13 protein-coding genes are annotated in these 15,940 nt (G+C 61.7%); 12 read left to right on the forward strand and 1 reads right to left on the reverse strand.

Annotated elements, in window-relative coordinates:
• The first annotated feature begins 66 nt into the window (after nucleotides 1-66).
• Both K5H97_RS08740 and K5H97_RS08745 read left to right on the forward strand, forming a co-directional pair.
• Complete coding sequence (locus tag K5H97_RS08740) at nucleotides 67-321, forward strand: YkgJ family cysteine cluster protein (RefSeq protein ID WP_023628900.1); 255 nt, start codon at nucleotides 67-69, stop codon at nucleotides 319-321.
• Between the two features lie 33 nt (nucleotides 322-354).
• Nucleotides 355-960, forward strand: coding sequence for an START domain-containing protein (locus K5H97_RS08745; protein ID WP_028690452.1), 606 nt, complete (start codon nucleotides 355-357; stop codon nucleotides 958-960).
• Between the two features lie 83 nt (nucleotides 961-1,043).
• On the opposite strand, the gene gltA is transcribed toward K5H97_RS08745, so the two are convergent.
• Complete coding sequence (gene gltA / locus K5H97_RS08750) at nucleotides 1,044-2,333, reverse strand: citrate synthase (protein ID WP_028690453.1); 1,290 nt, start codon at nucleotides 2,331-2,333, stop codon at nucleotides 1,044-1,046.
• A 352-nt stretch (nucleotides 2,334-2,685) separates the two neighbouring features.
• Between gltA and sdhC the strand changes: the two genes are divergently transcribed.
• From sdhC to brnQ, 10 genes are all read left to right on the forward strand, one after another.
• Nucleotides 2,686-3,072 (forward strand): succinate dehydrogenase, cytochrome b556 subunit, encoded by a 387-nt coding sequence (sdhC, locus tag K5H97_RS08755; RefSeq protein ID WP_088852917.1) that lies wholly within the window; start codon nucleotides 2,686-2,688, stop codon nucleotides 3,070-3,072.
• Entirely contained in the window at nucleotides 3,066-3,434 is a 369-nt protein-coding gene (gene sdhD, locus K5H97_RS08760) for a succinate dehydrogenase, hydrophobic membrane anchor protein (protein ID WP_028690455.1), read from the forward strand. Before sdhC ends, sdhD begins: the two co-directional genes overlap by 7 nt.
• Nucleotides 3,435-3,437: 3 nt before the next feature.
• Nucleotides 3,438-5,210 carry a succinate dehydrogenase flavoprotein subunit gene (gene sdhA, locus K5H97_RS08765; protein WP_028690456.1) on the forward strand — a complete coding sequence of 591 codons (1,773 nt, stop codon included), beginning with the start codon at nucleotides 3,438-3,440 and terminating at the stop codon, nucleotides 5,208-5,210.
• A gap of 11 nt (nucleotides 5,211-5,221) precedes the next feature.
• The gene (locus tag K5H97_RS08770) at nucleotides 5,222-5,926 is read left to right on the forward strand and encodes a succinate dehydrogenase iron-sulfur subunit (RefSeq protein WP_028690457.1); all 705 of its coding nucleotides are present in this window, start codon (nucleotides 5,222-5,224) and stop codon (nucleotides 5,924-5,926) included.
• Nucleotides 5,927-6,171: 245 nt separating this feature from the next.
• A complete protein-coding gene (locus K5H97_RS08775) occupies nucleotides 6,172-9,003 on the forward strand; it encodes a 2-oxoglutarate dehydrogenase E1 component (RefSeq protein ID WP_028690458.1) in 2,832 nt (943 codons plus the stop codon).
• A 42-nt stretch (nucleotides 9,004-9,045) separates the two neighbouring features.
• Nucleotides 9,046-10,272: a 2-oxoglutarate dehydrogenase complex dihydrolipoyllysine-residue succinyltransferase gene (gene odhB / locus K5H97_RS08780; protein WP_028690459.1), complete on the forward strand. Its 1,227-nt coding sequence runs from the start codon at nucleotides 9,046-9,048 to the stop codon at nucleotides 10,270-10,272.
• Nucleotides 10,273-10,368: 96 nt separating this feature from the next.
• Nucleotides 10,369-11,805: a dihydrolipoyl dehydrogenase gene (gene lpdA, locus K5H97_RS08785; RefSeq protein WP_028690460.1), complete on the forward strand. Its 1,437-nt coding sequence runs from the start codon at nucleotides 10,369-10,371 to the stop codon at nucleotides 11,803-11,805.
• 172 nt (nucleotides 11,806-11,977) lie between these two features.
• A complete protein-coding gene (gene sucC / locus K5H97_RS08790) occupies nucleotides 11,978-13,144 on the forward strand; it encodes an ADP-forming succinate--CoA ligase subunit beta (protein WP_003254205.1) in 1,167 nt (388 codons plus the stop codon).
• On the forward strand, nucleotides 13,144-14,028 hold the full coding sequence (gene sucD / locus K5H97_RS08795; RefSeq protein ID WP_028690461.1) for a succinate--CoA ligase subunit alpha: 885 nt from the start codon (nucleotides 13,144-13,146) through the stop codon (nucleotides 14,026-14,028). Before sucC ends, sucD begins: the two co-directional genes overlap by 1 nt.
• A gap of 452 nt (nucleotides 14,029-14,480) precedes the next feature.
• Complete coding sequence (gene brnQ, locus K5H97_RS08800; RefSeq protein ID WP_028690462.1) at nucleotides 14,481-15,794, forward strand: branched-chain amino acid transport system II carrier protein; 1,314 nt, start codon at nucleotides 14,481-14,483, stop codon at nucleotides 15,792-15,794.
• The last annotated feature ends 146 nt before the right edge of the window (nucleotides 15,795-15,940 follow it).

The raw sequence follows: 15,940 nt of genomic DNA on the forward strand, positions 1-15,940 counted from the left end.
ACATATGTTTGAGCGGTTAGTATCCAGGGACGTTCGTCCCGTTTTGCTCCTGGGAGTCCTGTTGTCATGAAATGCCGCGAGGGTTGTGGTGCCTGCTGCATCGCCCCGTCCATCAGTTCGCCGATCCCTGGCATGCCGCAGGGCAAGCCGGCCGGAGAACGCTGCCTGCATCTGAATGTCGAAAACCTCTGTGCGCTGTTCGGCAAGCCCGAACGGCCGCAGGTGTGTGGCGGCTTCAAGGCGGAAGCGGACATCTGTGGCAACGACCGTGACGAAGCCATTCGCATCATTGGGTGGCTGGAGCAGATGACGGCGGCGTGACAGGTTGGATCCTCGACAACAAGGAACAAGATGATGAGATCGATCAAAGGTATTGCACTGCTGTGTGGCATGGGCGTCCTGCTGGCACCGACGGCCTGGGCTGAGAACTGGCAGGTGGCCAAGGACGAGGAGGGGATCAAGGTGTCCCTCAGCGAGGTGGCCGGCTCGAAATACAAGGCCTATCGCGGCGTGACCGTGATCAAGGCGCCGCTGGCCAAGGTCAAGGCGCTGCAGGAGGATGTGGTGGGGGCCTGCGCCTGGATTCACGAGTGCAAGTCGCAAAAGCTGCTCAAGAGCGAGGGTGACCAGAGCTGGACCTACACCCAGTTCAACACGCCCTGGCCGGTGACGCCACGGGATTCGATCCTGCATGTGACCACGGTCCAGGACGCCGATGGCAGTCTGACCCGCAAGCTCCAGGAGGAACCGAAGTATCTGCCGGAGGAAAAGGGCTTCGTGCGTGTCGCCCAGGTGGAAGGCTTCTGGAAGCTGGTGCCCAAGGGTGACAGCACCGAGGTGACCTACCAGGTGCACACCGAGCCGGGCGGCAGCGTGCCGTCGTGGCTGGCCAACAAGTTCGTGGTCGATGCGCCGTTCAATACTCTCAAGGGGTTGAAGGAGCGCGCCGAGAAGAAGTAAAGGCCGCTCCCGCCGTGAGGAAAATCGCGTAAGCAACAAAAAAGGCTGCCCGAGGGCAGCCTTTTTGCGTTCAGCCGACAGGCTTACTTGCGGTCCTTCAGCTCAACGATGTCACGCTGCTCGTAGCCGGTGTACAGCTGGCGCGGGCGGCCAATCTTGTACGGTCCGGAGAGCATTTCCTTCCAGTGCGAGATCCAGCCCACGGTACGTGCCAGGGCGAAGATCACGGTGAACATGCTGGTTGGGATGCCGATGGCCTTGAGGATGATGCCCGAGTAGAAGTCGACGTTCGGGTACAGCGAGCGCTCGATGAAGTAAGGATCGGTCAGGGCGATCTCTTCCAGGCGCATGGCCAGTTCAAGCTGCGGATCGTTCTTGATGCCCAGCTCGCCCAGGACTTCGTCGCAGGTCTTCTTCATCACGGTGGCGCGCGGGTCGCGGTTCTTGTACACGCGGTGACCGAAGCCCATGAGCTTGAACGGATCGTTCTTGTCCTTGGCCTTGGCGATGAATTTGTCGATGTTCGAGACATCGCCGATTTCATCGAGCATGGTCAGTACGGCTTCGTTCGCGCCACCGTGGGCCGGGCCCCACAGCGCGGCGATGCCGGCGGCGATACAGGCGAACGGGTTGGCGCCCGAGGAGCCCGCCAGGCGCACGGTGGAGGTGGAAGCGTTCTGCTCGTGGTCGGCGTGGAGGATGAAGATCCGGTCCATCGCCTTGGCCAGCACCGGGCTGATCGGTTTGATCTCGCACGGGGTGTTGAACATCATGTGCAGGAAGTTCTCCGCGTACGACAAGTCGTTGCGCGGGTACATCATGGGCTGGCCCATGGAGTACTTGTAGACCATCGCGGCCAGGGTCGGCATCTTGGCGACCAGGCGAACCGCGGAGATTTCGCGGTGCTGCGGGTTATTGATGTCCAGCGAGTCGTGATAGAACGCCGACAGGGCGCCGACCACGCCGCACATCACCGCCATCGGGTGGGCATCGCGACGGAAGCCGTTGAAGAACGACTTCAGTTGCTCGTGAACCATGGTGTGGTTCTTCACGGTGCTGACGAACTGGGCCTTCTGCTCGGCATTCGGCAGTTCGCCGTTGAGCAGCAGGTAGCAGGTCTCGAGGTAGTCCGATTGTTCGGCGAGCTGTTCGATCGGGTAGCCGCGGTGCAGCAGGACACCCTTGTCGCCGTCGATATAGGTGATCTTCGACTCGCACGAGGCGGTCGCCATGAAGCCGGGGTCGAAGGTGAAGTGGCCGGATGCCCCCAACCCGCGGACGTCGATAACATCGGGACCAACGGTGCCGGTTAAAATGGGCAGCTCGACGGGGGCAGCGCCCTCGATGATCAACTGCGCTTTTTTGTCAGCCATGTGGCCTCCTATTAATGCTTGAAATCATCAGACAGACCCCCCACGCAGGGCCCGCACCACTATAGAGGGATAAATTCGAATGTCAATTTGCCTAAAGGCTGGTTGAAACGCCCTCTGAGGCCTGGTTTTTCACGAAATTCTCGCCCGTTTACGCCTTTTGTTCACTAAAGGCAATGCGCTATTTGGGCGAGCCCCTCACGTTGTCATAAGCAGCCTAACTGTCTATACTCGGCAGCCGACTCCCAGGGGCTTTCAAGCCCGCCCTGCTGGGTGTCGTCGCTCTCCTGGGTGGTGGGTACCTGACCAGTACACTTACCAACAACTTTGCCCTGTTAGCTAGGGGCTCTTCAGTGTGAAAAAAGCCGTGAAAAGCCAACGACCTGTAAACCTAGACCTAAGGACCATCAAACTCCCGATCACCGCGTACACGTCCATTCTTCACCGTATCTCCGGCGTCATCCTGTTCCTCGGCCTTGCCATCATGCTGTACGCATTGAGCAAGTCGCTGGGTGGCGAGGAAGGCTTTGCCGAGGTGAAGGCGTGTCTGACCAGTCCGCTGGCCAAACTGGTGACCTGGGGCCTGCTGTCTGGCCTGCTGTATCACCTCGTGGCAGGTGTGCGCCACCTGATCATGGACATGGGCATCGGCGAGACGCTGGAAGGCGGCAAGCTGGGCTCGAAAATCGTGATCGTCATCTCCGTGGTGCTGATCGTTCTGGCAGGAGTTTGGGTATGGTAACTAACGTCACGAACCTGTCGCGTTCGGGCCTCTACGACTGGATGGCGCAGCGCGTCTCGGCGGTCGTTCTCGCGGCTTACTTCATCTTCCTGATCGGCTACCTCGCTGCCCACCCGGGCATCGACTACGCCCAGTGGCACGCTCTGTTCTCCAACAACGCGATGCGCATCTTCAGTCTGCTGGCCCTCGTTGCCCTGGGCGCTCACGCCTGGGTCGGCATGTGGACCATTGCCACCGACTACCTGACGCCGATGTCCTTCGGCAAGTCGGCGACTGCGATTCGTTTCCTGTTCCAGGCGGTATGCGGCGTAGCGATGTTCGCTTACTTCGTCTGGGGTGTGCAGATTCTCTGGGGTATCTGATTCATGGCTAACATTCCTACGATTTCCTTCGACGCCATCATCATCGGTGGCGGCGGCGCTGGCATGCGCGCAGCGCTGCAGCTGGCTCAAGGCGGCCACAAGACTGCCGTAGTCACCAAGGTGTTCCCGACCCGTTCGCACACCGTTTCCGCCCAGGGCGGCATCACCTGCGCCATCGCTTCGGCCGATCCGAACGACGACTGGCGCTGGCACATGTACGACACCGTCAAGGGCTCCGACTACATCGGTGACCAGGACGCGATCGAGTACATGTGTCAGGAAGGCCCGGCCGCGGTCTTCGAGCTGGACCACATGGGCCTGCCGTTCTCGCGTACCGAGACCGGCCGCATCTACCAGCGTCCGTTCGGTGGCCAGTCCAAGGACTTCGGTAAAGGTGGCCAGGCCGCCCGTACCTGCGCCGCTTCCGACCGTACCGGTCACGCGCTGCTGCACACCCTGTACCAGGGCAACCTGAAAGCAGGCACCACTTTCCTCAACGAGTACTACGCCGTCGACCTGGTGAAGAACCAGGACGGCGCTTTCGTCGGTGTGATCGCGATCTGCATCGAAACCGGCGAAACCATGTACATCAAGTCCAAGGCCACCGTATTGGCCACTGGCGGTGCAGGTCGTATCTACGCCTCCACCACCAACGCCCTGATCAACACCGGTGACGGTGTCGGCATGGCCCTGCGTGCCGGCGTGCCGGTGCAGGACATCGAGATGTGGCAGTTCCACCCGACCGGCATCGCCGGCGCCGGTGTACTGGTCACTGAAGGTTGCCGCGGTGAGGGTGGCTACCTGATCAACGCCCACGGCGAGCGCTTCATGGAGCGTTACGCGCCGAACGCGAAGGACCTGGCTGGCCGCGACGTGGTCGCCCGTTCCATGGTCAAAGAGATCATCGCCGGCAACGGCGTGGGCCCGAACAAGGACCACGTACTGCTGAAGCTGGACCACCTGGGCGAGGAAGTGCTGCACAGCCGCCTGCCAGGCATCTGCGAACTGTCCAAGACCTTCGCCCACGTCGACCCGGTGGTCGCGCCGGTGCCGGTCATCCCGACCTGCCACTACATGATGGGCGGCGTTGCCACCAACATTCATGGCCAGGCCATCACCATGGACGCCGAAGGCAACGACCACATCATTCCGGGCCTGTTCGCCGTAGGTGAAGTGGCGTGCGTATCGGTCCACGGCGCCAACCGCCTGGGCGGCAACTCGCTGCTCGACCTGGTGGTCTTCGGTCGCGCCGCCGGCCTGCACCTGGAAAAGGCGCTCAGCGACGGCGTCGAGTACCGCGATGCCAGCGACACCGACATCGACGTTGCCCTGAACCGCCTGAGCAAGCTCAACGAGCGCACCACCGGCGAAGACGTCGCCAGCCTCAAACGTGAACTGCAAAGCTGCATGCAGAACTACTTCGGTGTGTTCCGTACCGGCGAGTACATGCAGAAGGGTATCGAGCAGCTGGCTGGCCTGCGTGACCGCATCGCCAACGTCAAGATCAACGACAAGTCCCAGGCCTTCAACACCGCGCGTATCGAAGCGCTGGAGCTGCAGAACCTGCTGGAAGTCGCCGAAGCGACTGCCATTGCCGCTGAAGCCCGTAAAGAGTCTCGCGGCGCGCACGCCCGTGAAGACTTCGAAGACCGTGACGACGAGAACTGGCTGTGCCACACCCTGTACTACCCGGGTGAGAAGCGCGTCGCCAAGCGTGGCGTCAACTTTGCGCCGAAGACAGTTCCTGCCTTCGAACCGAAAGTCCGGACTTACTAAGGGTGGCCGCTATGTTGCAAGTCGAAGTTTATCGTTACAACCCGGACACCGATTCGGCGCCGAAGATGCAGACCTTCCAGGTCGACACCGGTGGCAAGGATCTGATGGTCCTGGACGTGCTGGCGCTGATCAAGGAGCAGGACGAGGGCTTCTCGTACCGTCGCTCCTGCCGTGAAGGCGTGTGCGGTTCCGACGGCATGAACATCAACGGCAAGAACGGCCTGGCGTGCATCACGCCGCTGTCTGCTGTCGTTAAAGGTAACAAGTTGGTCCTGCGTCCGCTGCCAGGCCTGCCGGTTATCCGTGACCTGGTCGTCGATATGAGCATCTTCTACAAGCAGTACGAGAAGGTGAAGCCGTTCCTGCAGAACGACACCCCGGCCCCGGCCATCGAGCGCCTGCAGTCGCCGGAAGATCGCGACAAGCTGGACGGTCTGTACGAGTGCATCCTGTGCGCCTGCTGCTCGACCTCCTGCCCGTCGTTCTGGTGGAACCCGGACAAGTTCCTGGGCCCCGCCGCACTGCTGCAGGCCTACCGTTTCCTGGCCGACAGCCGCGACACCAAGACTCAGGAGCGCCTGGCGTCCCTGGATGACCCGTTCAGCGTGTTCCGCTGCCGCGGGATCATGAACTGCGTGAACGTTTGCCCGAAAGGTCTGAACCCGACCAAGGCAATTGGCCACGTACGTAACATGCTGCTGCAAAGCGGTACCTGATTCAAAGCGTTGTACCTGCAGTAAGCCGAGGTGCGGGTGGTGAGCCCGCACCGAGGTAAAACCCGAGCAAGGGCCCACAAAGCCCGCGCTCATTACCTATGAAGATATGAGACCAGCAGGGGCTTCCGGGCTGGTACCCGGAAAATCAGCAGGATCCAGGTGGCGTGGTTCAGTCGCTGTGTTCGGACTTTTCCAGGTTTGCTGTGGCTCTCGCCGATCAGTCCCCTAACCGAGGGTGACCAAGCATGCAAGAAAGCGTGATGCAGCGCATGTGGGATAGCGCCCACCTTTCAGGTGGTAACGCTGCATATGTGGAAGAGCTTTATGAGCTCTACCTGCACGACCCTAACGCTGTGCCAGAAGAGTGGCGCACTTACTTCCAGAAGTTGCCCGCCGACGGCAGCACCGCTACCGATGTATCGCACTCGACGATCCGCGACCATTTCGTACTGCTGGCAAAGAACCAGCGCCGCGCCCAACCGGTATCCGCCGGGAGCGTGAGCAGTGAACACGAGAAGAAGCAGGTTGAAGTGCTGCGACTGATCCAGGCCTATCGTATGCGCGGCCATCAGGCTGCCAAGCTCGACCCGTTGGGGTTGTGGCAGCGTCCTGCGCCCGTAGACCTGTCGATCAATCACTACGGCTTGACCAATGCCGATCTTGATACGACCTTCCGTGCCGGCGACCTGTTCATCGGCAAAGAGGAAGCGAGCCTACGCGAAATTTTCGAAGCGCTGCAGAAGACATATTGTCGCACCATTGGCGCCGAGTTCACCCACATCGTCGATTCCGAGCAGCGCAGCTGGTTCCAGCAGCGCCTGGAAAGCGTGCGTGGCCGTCCGGAATTCTCCGCCGACGTGCAGGCTCACCTGCTCGAGCGCGTCACGGCCGGTGAGGGCCTGGAGAAGTACCTGGGCACCAAGTACCCGGGCACCAAGCGCTTCGGCCTCGAAGGTGGCGAAAGCCTGATCCCGATGCTGGACGAAATGATCCAGCGCTCCGGCTCCTACGGCACCAAGGAAGTCGTGATCGGCATGGCCCACCGTGGCCGTCTGAACGTGCTCGTCAACACCTTCGGCAAGAACCCGCGCGAGCTGTTCGACGAGTTCGAAGGCAAGAAGATGAACGAGCTGGGCTCCGGTGACGTGAAGTATCACCAGGGCTTCTCCTCCAACGTGATGACCCCCGGTGGCGAAGTCCACCTGGCCATGGCGTTCAACCCCTCCCACCTGGAAATCGTCTCGCCAGTGGTGGAAGGTTCGGTTCGCGCCCGCCAGGATCGCCGCAACGACACCGTTGGCGACAAGGTTCTGCCGATCTCCATCCACGGTGACGCAGCGTTCGCCGGCCAGGGTGTGGTCATGGAAACCTTCCAGATGTCGCAGACCCGCGGTTTCAAGACCGGCGGCACCGTGCACATCGTGATCAACAACCAGGTCGGTTTCACCATCAGCAACCCGCTGGACGCGCGCTCCACCGAGTACGCCACCGACGTTGCCAAGATGATCCAGGCGCCGATCCTGCACGTGAACGGCGACGATCCGGAAGCGGTGATGTTCGTCACCCAGCTGGCCATCGACTACCGCATGCAGTTCAAGCGTGACGTGGTCATCGACCTGGTCTGCTACCGTCGTCGCGGCCACAACGAGGCCGACGAGCCGAACGGCACCCAGCCTTTGATGTACCAGCAGATCAGCAAACAGCGCACCACCCGTGAGCTGTACGCCGAGCAACTGATCAGCGCCGGTCGCATCGATGCCGAACGCGCCCAGGCCAAGATCGACGAGTACCGCAACGCCCTGGACAACGGCCTGCACGTGGTCAAGAGCCTGGTCAAGGAGCCGAACCGCGAGCTGTTCGTCGACTGGCGTCCGTACCTGGGTCATGCCTGGACCGCGCGTCACGACACCCGCTTCGACCTCAAGACCCTGCAGGAGCTGTCGGCCAAGCTGCTCGAGCTGCCTGAAGGTTTCGTCGTTCAGCGCCAGGTCGCGAAGATCTACGAAGATCGCCAGAAGATGCAGGCCGGTGGCTTGCCGATCAACTGGGGTTATGCAGAGACCATGGCCTACGCCACCCTGCAGTTCGAAGGTCACCCGATCCGCATGACCGGCCAGGACATCGGCCGTGGCACCTTCTCGCACCGTCACGCGGTGCTGCACAACCAGAAGGACGCCAGCACCTACGTGCCGCTGAAGAACCTGTTCCCGGGCCAGCCGCGCTTCGAGCTGTACGACTCCTTCCTCTCGGAAGAAGCCGTGCTGGCCTTCGAATACGGCTACTCGACCACCACGCCGAACGCGCTGGTGATCTGGGAAGCCCAGTTCGGCGACTTCGCCAACGGTGCGCAAGTGGTGATCGACCAGTTCATCACCAGCGGCGAGCACAAGTGGGGCCGCCTGTGCGGTCTGACCATGCTGCTGCCGCACGGCTATGAAGGCCAGGGTCCGGAGCACTCCTCCGCGCGTCTGGAGCGTTACCTGCAGCTGTGCGCCGAGCACAACATCCAGGTCTGCGTACCGACCACCCCGGCACAGATCTACCACCTGCTGCGTCGCCAGGTCATCCGTCCGCTGCGCAAGCCGCTGATCGTGCTGACGCCCAAGTCGCTGCTGCGCCACAAGCTGGCCATCTCGACCCTGGAAGACCTGGCCGATGGCTCGTTCCAGACCGTGATCCCGGAAATCGACACCCTGGATCCTGCCAAGGTCGAGCGCCTGGTCCTGTGCGGTGGCAAGGTCTACTACGACCTGCTGGAAAAACGCCGTGCCGAAGGCCGCGAAGATATTGCCATCGTGCGTATCGAGCAGCTGTATCCGTTCCCTGAGGACGACCTGGTCGAAATTCTCGCGCCTTACACCAACCTCAAGCACGCAGTGTGGTGTCAGGAAGAGCCGATGAACCAGGGCGCCTGGTACAGCAGCCAGCACCACATGCGCCGTATCCTGGGCCGCCACAACAAGGCGCTGGTCCTGGAATACGCCGGTCGCGACGCTTCCGCCGCGCCAGCCTGTGGTTACGCATCGAAGCACGCCGAACAGCAGGAAAAACTGCTGCAAGACGCCTTCACTGTCTAACGCCTTCGCGCACCTGAAACCGAATTTAAGGAAACACAGATAATGGCTATCGAGATCAAAGCCCCAACCTTCCCGGAATCGGTTGCCGATGGCACCGTTGCCACCTGGCACAAGCAGCCGGGCGACGCCGTCAAGCGTGACGAGCTGATCGTCGACATCGAGACCGACAAGGTCGTCCTGGAAGTCCTGGCCACCGCCGACGGCGTGCTGGGCGCCATCGTCAAGGGCGAGGGCGACACCGTCCTGTCCGACGAAGTGCTGGGCTCGATCGTCGAAGGTGGCGCTGGCGCCGCTGCTCCGGCCGCTGCTGCTGCCCCTGCCGCCGCACCGGCCGCCGCTGCCGCCGACGCTGGCGAAGACGACCCGGTCGCCGCGCCAGCCGCGCGCAAGCTGGCTGAAGAGAACGGCATCGACCTGGCTACCGTTGCCGGCACCGGCAAGGGCGGTCGCATCACCAAGGAAGACGTCGTCGCCGCCGTCGCCAACAAGAAGTCGGCCCCTGCCGCCGCACCGGCTGCCAAGCCGGCCGCTGCTGCCGCTGCCCCGGTCGTCGTCGCCGCTGGCGACCGCACCGAGAAGCGTGTGCCGATGACCCGTCTGCGCGCTAAGATCGCCGAGCGTCTGGTCGAAGCCCAGTCGAGCATGGCCATGCTGACCACCTTCAACGAAGTCGACATGACCGAAGTCATGGCCCTGCGTTCGAAGTACAAGGACCTGTTCGAGAAGACCCACAACGGCGTGCGCCTGGGCTTCATGTCGTTCTTCGTCAAGGCCGCCACCGAGGCGCTGAAGCGCTTCCCGGCAGTCAACGCCTCGATCGACGGCAACGACATCGTCTACCACGGTTATGCCGACGTCGGCGTCGCTGTTTCCAGCGACCGTGGCCTGGTGGTACCGGTACTGCGCAACGCCGAATCGATGAGCCTGGCTGAAATCGAGAACGGCATCGCCACCTTCGGCAAGAAAGCCCGTGACGGCAAACTGTCGATCGAAGAGATGACCGGCGGTACCTTCACCATCACCAACGGTGGTACCTTCGGCTCGATGATGTCGACCCCGATCGTCAACCCGCCGCAGGCCGCGATCCTGGGCATGCACAACATCATCCAGCGCCCGATGGCCATCAACGGCCAGGTGGTGATCCGCCCGATGATGTACCTGGCGCTGTCCTACGACCACCGCCTGATCGACGGCAAGGAAGCGGTAACCTTCCTGGTGACCATCAAGAACCTGCTGGAAGATCCGTCTCGCCTGCTGCTGGACATCTAATCGCGCAGCTGCAAGCCGCAAGCCGCAAGCTTCAAGTCGAAGCGCGCGGGTCTTGCAGCTTGCAGCTTGCCGCTTGAAGCTAAAAAGGAATCTTTTATGACCCAGAAATTCGACGTAGTGGTGATTGGTGCAGGTCCTGGCGGCTATGTTGCCGCCATCAAGGCTGCCCAACTCGGTCTGAAGACTGCCTGTATCGAGAAATACACCGACGCCGAGGGCAAGCTGGCCCTGGGCGGCACCTGCCTGAACGTGGGTTGCATTCCGTCCAAGGCGCTGCTGGACAGCTCCTGGAAGTACAAGGAAGCCAAAGAGAGCTTCAACGTGCACGGTATCTCCACTGGCGAAGTGAAGATGGACGTTGCCGCGATGGTTGGCCGCAAGGCCGGCATCGTCAAGAACCTGACCGGTGGCGTCGCCACCCTGTTCAAGGCCAATGGCGTCACTTCGATCCAGGGCCACGGCAAGCTGCTGGCCGGCAAGAAAGTCGAAGTCACCAAGGCTGACGGCACCACCGAAGTCATCGAGGCCGAGAACGTGATCCTGGCCTCCGGTTCGCGTCCGATCGACATTCCGCCGGCTCCGGTCGACCAGAACGTCATCGTCGATTCCACCGGCGCCCTGGAATTCCAGAGCGTACCGAAGCGCCTGGGCGTCATCGGTGCCGGCGTGATCGGTCTGGAGCTGGGCTCGGTATGGGCTCGCCTGGGTGCCGAAGTCACCGTCCTGGAAGCCCTGGACACCTTCCTGATGGCTGCCGACACCGCCGTGTCGAAAGAAGCCCAGAAGACCCTGACCAAGCAAGGCCTGGACATCAAGCTGGGCGCTCGCGTCACCGGCTCGAAAGTCAACGGCAACGAAGTCGAAGTCACCTACACCAACGCCGAAGGCGAGCAGAAGATCACCTTCGACAAGCTGATCGTCGCAGTCGGCCGTCGTCCGGTGACCACCGACCTGCTGGCCGCCGACAGCGGCGTGACCATCGACGAGCGTGGCTACATCTTCGTCGACGATCACTGCGCCACCAGCGTTCCGGGCGTCTATGCCATCGGTGACGTGGTACGCGGCATGATGCTGGCGCACAAGGCCTCGGAAGAGGGCATCATGGTCGTTGAGCGCATCAAGGGCCACAAAGCCCAGATGAACTACGACCTGATCCCATCGGTCATCTACACCCACCCGGAAATCGCATGGGTCGGCAAGACCGAACAGGCGTTGAAAGCCGAAGGCGTTGAGGTTAACGTGGGCACCTTCCCGTTCGCGGCCAGCGGCCGTGCGATGGCGGCCAACGACACCGGTGGTTTCGTCAAGGTCATCGCCGATGCCAAGACCGACCGCGTACTGGGCGTTCACGTGATCGGCCCTTCGGCTGCCGAGCTGGTTCAGCAAGGCGCGATCGCAATGGAATTCGGCACCAGTGCCGAGGACCTGGGCATGATGGTCTTCAGCCATCCGACCCTGTCCGAAGCGTTGCATGAAGCAGCGCTGGCGGTGAATGGCGGTGCCATTCACGTCGCCAACCGTAAGAAGCGTTAATTATAAGAAACCACGGCGGGCTGCCCGTCGTGGGTCTTGCGTGCAAGACTCACCGCGGAACGTCCGCCGGACCGGATCACACGGGAAAACCCGGGGTCAACGGTCACAGGTGGTGCGGCGCCATTAATGGCGCAGCGCCGAAGCGCAGTACCTAACGAAGACGGTAAAAAGCATGAATCTTCACGAGTATCAGGGTAAGCAGCTGTTCGCTGAGTACGGCCTGCCAGTTTCCAAGGGTTTCGCTGTCGATACCCCTGAGCAAGCTGCAGAAGCCTGCGACAAGATCGGCGGGAACGAGTGGGTCGTCAAAGCCCAGGTCCACGCCGGTGGTCGCGGCAAGGCGGGCGGCGTCAAGCTGGTTCGCAGCAAGGAAGACGCCAAGGCCTTCGCTGCTCAGTGGCTGGGCAAGAACCTGGTCACCTACCAGACCGACGCCAACGGTCAGCCAGTTTCCAAGATCCTGGTCGAATCCTGCACTGACATCGCCAAAGAGCTGTACCTGGGCGCTGTAGTCGATCGTTCGAGCCGTCGCATCGTGTTCATGGCCTCCACCGAAGGTGGCGTGGACATCGAGAAAGTCGCTCACGAGACTCCTGAGAAGATCCTCAAGGCCACCATCGATCCGCTGGTCGGCGCTCAGCCGTTCCAGGGTCGTGAACTGGCGTTCCAGCTGGGTCTGGAAGGCAAGCAAGTCCAACAGTTCGCCAAGATCTTCGTAGGCCTGGCCAAGCTGTTCAAGGATCACGATCTGGCCCTGCTGGAAGTGAACCCGCTGGTGATCAAGGCCGACGGCGACCTGCACTGCCTCGATGCCAAGATCAACATCGACGCCAACGCCATGTACCGTCAGCCGAAGCTGAAGACCTTCCACGACCCGTCGCAGGACGACGCCCGTGAAGCCCACGCCGCCAAGTTCGAACTGAACTACGTTGCCCTCGAAGGCAACATCGGCTGCATGGTCAACGGTGCCGGCCTGGCCATGGGTACCATGGACATCGTCAACCTGCACGGTGGCAAGCCAGCCAACTTCCTCGACGTGGGCGGCGGCGCTACCAAGGAGCGCGTTACCGAAGCGTTCAAGATCATTCTGTCCGACAGCAATGTCGCGGCCGTTCTGGTCAACATCTTCGGCGGCATCGTTCGCTGCGACATGATTGCCGAAGGCATCATCGGCGCTGTGAAAGAAGTCGGCGTCAAGGTTCCGGTTGTCGTTCGCCTCGAAGGCAACAACGCCGAACTGGGCGCTAAAGTACTGGCAGAAAGCGGTTTGAACATCATTGCGGCAACCAGCCTGACCGACGCTGCTCAACAAGTTGTCAAAGCTGCGGAGGGCAAGTAATGAGCGTCCTGATCAATAAAGACACCAAAGTCATCTGCCAGGGCTTCACCGGCTCGCAGGGTGCTTTCCACTCCGAACAAGCCATCGCCTACGGCACCAAGATGGTCGGCGGCGTCACCCCGGGCAAGGGTGGCACCACCCACCTGGGCCTGCCGGTGTTCAACACCGTGAAAGAAGCCGTGGAAGCCACCGGCGCTGACGCGTCGGTCATCTACGTACCAGCTCCTTTCTGCAAGGACTCGATCCTGGAAGCCGCCTTCGGTGGCATCAAGCTGATCGTCTGCATCACCGAGGGTATTCCTACCCTCGACATGCTGGACGCCAAGGTCAAGTGCGACGAGCTGGGCGTGACCCTGATCGGCCCTAACTGCCCAGGTGTCATCACCCCGGGCGAGTGCAAGATCGGCATCATGCCAGGCCACATCCACTTGCCAGGCAAGGTCGGTATCGTTTCGCGTTCCGGTACCCTGACCTACGAAGCTGTGAAGCAGACCACCGACGCCGGCTTCGGCCAGTCGACCTGCGTCGGCATCGGCGGTGACCCGATCCCGGGCTCCAACTTCATCGACATCCTGAAGCTGTTCCAGGAAGACCCGAAGACCGAAGCGATCGTCATGATCGGTGAGATCGGCGGTTCCGCTGAAGAAGAAGCCGCGGCCTACATCAAGGCCAACGTGACCAAGCCTGTTGTCTCTTACATCGCCGGTGTTACCGCACCTGCGGGCAAGCGCATGGGCCACGCTGGCGCCATCATCTCCGGTGGCAAGGGCACTGCGGACGAGAAGTTCGCCGCCCTGCAGGACGCCGGTGTGAAAACCGTGCGTTCCCTGGCTGACATCGGCAAGGCCCTGGCCGAGCTGACTGGCTGGGAAGTCAAGAAGTAAGTAACACGCAGTACCCCCCACGCGCACAAAGGCCACCTTCGGGTGGCCTTTGTCGTTTTTATTCGAGTCATCCGCGATCGCGTTTTTGTGGGAGCGGCCTTGCCGAGGCGTCGGACCGGTCGGCAAGGCCGCTCCCGCACGTGCTCAGTAAAGGCTAGGAAAACTCGATCACCTCAATCAGGATTTTCAACCAGACATCCACTCAAATCCGCAATAAATTGTCGCCGAACACGTTCAACCAGACGACAAACACATACGCACATCGGACAAGCAGCACTGTGCCAGTGCGTTTGTCAGGCAAAACAGGTAGGCTACGCGTTCACTCTGTGCCCGTACCCCAAAAGGGAACGACACGCTAAACGGGTCTGGCTCACCAAGCCGGGCAGCATTTCCCTTCATCCTGTGGGAAATCCCCTCCGACTCCCGATTTCAGCAGTGTGGTATTTCCTTAAATGAAAGTGTTAAAAGGCCAGGATATCCTGGCGCTTGGCTTTATGACGTTCGCGCTGTTCGTCGGCGCCGGCAACATCATCTTCCCGCCCATCGTCGGCCTGCAGTCCGGTCCGAACGTGTGGATGGCCGCACTCGGCTTCCTGGTCACCGCCGTGGGCCTGCCGGTCATCACCGTGGTCGCGCTGGCCAAGGTCGGTGGCGGCATGGATGCCCTGAGCAGCCCGATCGGCAAGTTCTTCGGCGGCCTGCTGGCGGCCGTGTGCTACCTCTCGGTCGGTCCGCTGTTCGCCACCCCGCGTACCGCGACCGTGTCGTTCGAAGTGGGCGTTGCGCCGTTGACCGGCGAGAGCCCGACGGCGCTGCTTATCTACAGCATCGTGTACTTCGCCGTGGTACTGGCCGTGTCCATGTATCCGGGCAAGCTGCTCGACACCGTGGGCCGTTTCCTCGCGCCATTGAAGATCATCGCCCTGGCAGTGCTGGGCATCGCGGCCTTCGCCCTGCCGGCTGGCACCATTGGCGAGGCCCAGCCTGCCTATGCCGCCGCCGCGTTCTCCAAAGGGTTCTCCGATGGCTACCTGACCATGGACACCCTGGGCGCCCTGGTTTTCGGTATCGTCATCGTCAACGCCATCCGCTCGCGTGGCGTCGAGTCGCCGAAGCTGATCACCCGTTATGCCATCATCGCCGGCCTGATTGCCGGTGTCGGCCTGGTGCTGGTGTACGTCAGCCTGTTCCGCCTTGGCGCGGGCAGCCATGACATCGCCGCCGACGCCACCAACGGCGCGATGGTCCTGCATGCCTACGTGCAGCACACCTTTGGTTCGTTGGGCAGCGGCTTCCTCGCCGTGTTGATCGCACTGGCCTGTCTGGTGACCGCTGTTGGTCTGACCTGCGCCTGCGCCGAGTACTTCAGCCAGATCCTGCCGCTGTCGTACCGTGCCCTTGTGGTAATCCTGGCCGGCTTCTCGCTGCTGATCTCCAACCTGGGTCTGACCAAGCTGATCATGTTCTCGATTCCCGTGCTGACGGCGATCTACCCGCCGTGCATCGTGGTCGTGGGCCTGAGCTTTGTGAAAGACCTGTGGAATTCGCCGACCCGTATCCTGGCCCCGGTCATGCTGGTGTCGCTGGTGTTCGGCGTTGTCGACGCGATCAAGGGCAGCAGCTTTGCCCACGTACTGCCTGACGCCCTGGCTCACCTGCCGTTCAGCAACGAAGGCATGGCCTGGCTGGTGCCTTCGGTGGTCACTCTGGCCGCCGCCGTGGTCTGCGATCGCATGCTGGGCAAGCCGCGCGAGGCGCTGGCCTGATGGATTGAAACCTCAAGGGCAGGGCGCTGGCCACAAGCTGAAGGGCGCTTGCCGATGGTGGATATCGAAACCCCGCTGCCGAAAGGCGCGGGGTTTTTTGTCGGCTGTACCGACGCTATCGTGGCGAGGGCGTGTCTTTTGCCGAA

The organism is Pseudomonas mosselii (genome assembly GCF_019823065.1).
In the GTDB taxonomy this organism is placed as follows: Bacteria; Pseudomonadota; Gammaproteobacteria; order Pseudomonadales; family Pseudomonadaceae; genus Aquipseudomonas; species Aquipseudomonas mosselii.

Coding starts and splice junctions, on each gene's coding strand:
- K5H97_RS08740 (WP_023628900.1), top strand. CDS start 67: ATGAAATGCCGCGAGGGTTGTGGTGCCTGCTGCATCGCCCCGTCCATC.
- K5H97_RS08745 (WP_028690452.1), top strand. CDS start 355: ATGAGATCGATCAAAGGTATTGCACTGCTGTGTGGCATGGGCGTCCTG.
- gltA (WP_028690453.1), bottom strand. CDS start 2,333: ATGGCTGACAAAAAAGCGCAGTTGATCATCGAGGGCGCTGCCCCCGTC.
- sdhD (WP_028690455.1), top strand. CDS start 3,066: ATGGTAACTAACGTCACGAACCTGTCGCGTTCGGGCCTCTACGACTGG.
- sdhA (WP_028690456.1), top strand. CDS start 3,438: ATGGCTAACATTCCTACGATTTCCTTCGACGCCATCATCATCGGTGGC.
- K5H97_RS08770 (WP_028690457.1), top strand. CDS start 5,222: ATGTTGCAAGTCGAAGTTTATCGTTACAACCCGGACACCGATTCGGCG.
- K5H97_RS08775 (WP_028690458.1), top strand. CDS start 6,172: ATGCAAGAAAGCGTGATGCAGCGCATGTGGGATAGCGCCCACCTTTCA.
- odhB (WP_028690459.1), top strand. CDS start 9,046: ATGGCTATCGAGATCAAAGCCCCAACCTTCCCGGAATCGGTTGCCGAT.
- lpdA (WP_028690460.1), top strand. CDS start 10,369: ATGACCCAGAAATTCGACGTAGTGGTGATTGGTGCAGGTCCTGGCGGC.
- sucC (WP_003254205.1), top strand. CDS start 11,978: ATGAATCTTCACGAGTATCAGGGTAAGCAGCTGTTCGCTGAGTACGGC.
- sucD (WP_028690461.1), top strand. CDS start 13,144: ATGAGCGTCCTGATCAATAAAGACACCAAAGTCATCTGCCAGGGCTTC.
- brnQ (WP_028690462.1), top strand. CDS start 14,481: ATGAAAGTGTTAAAAGGCCAGGATATCCTGGCGCTTGGCTTTATGACG.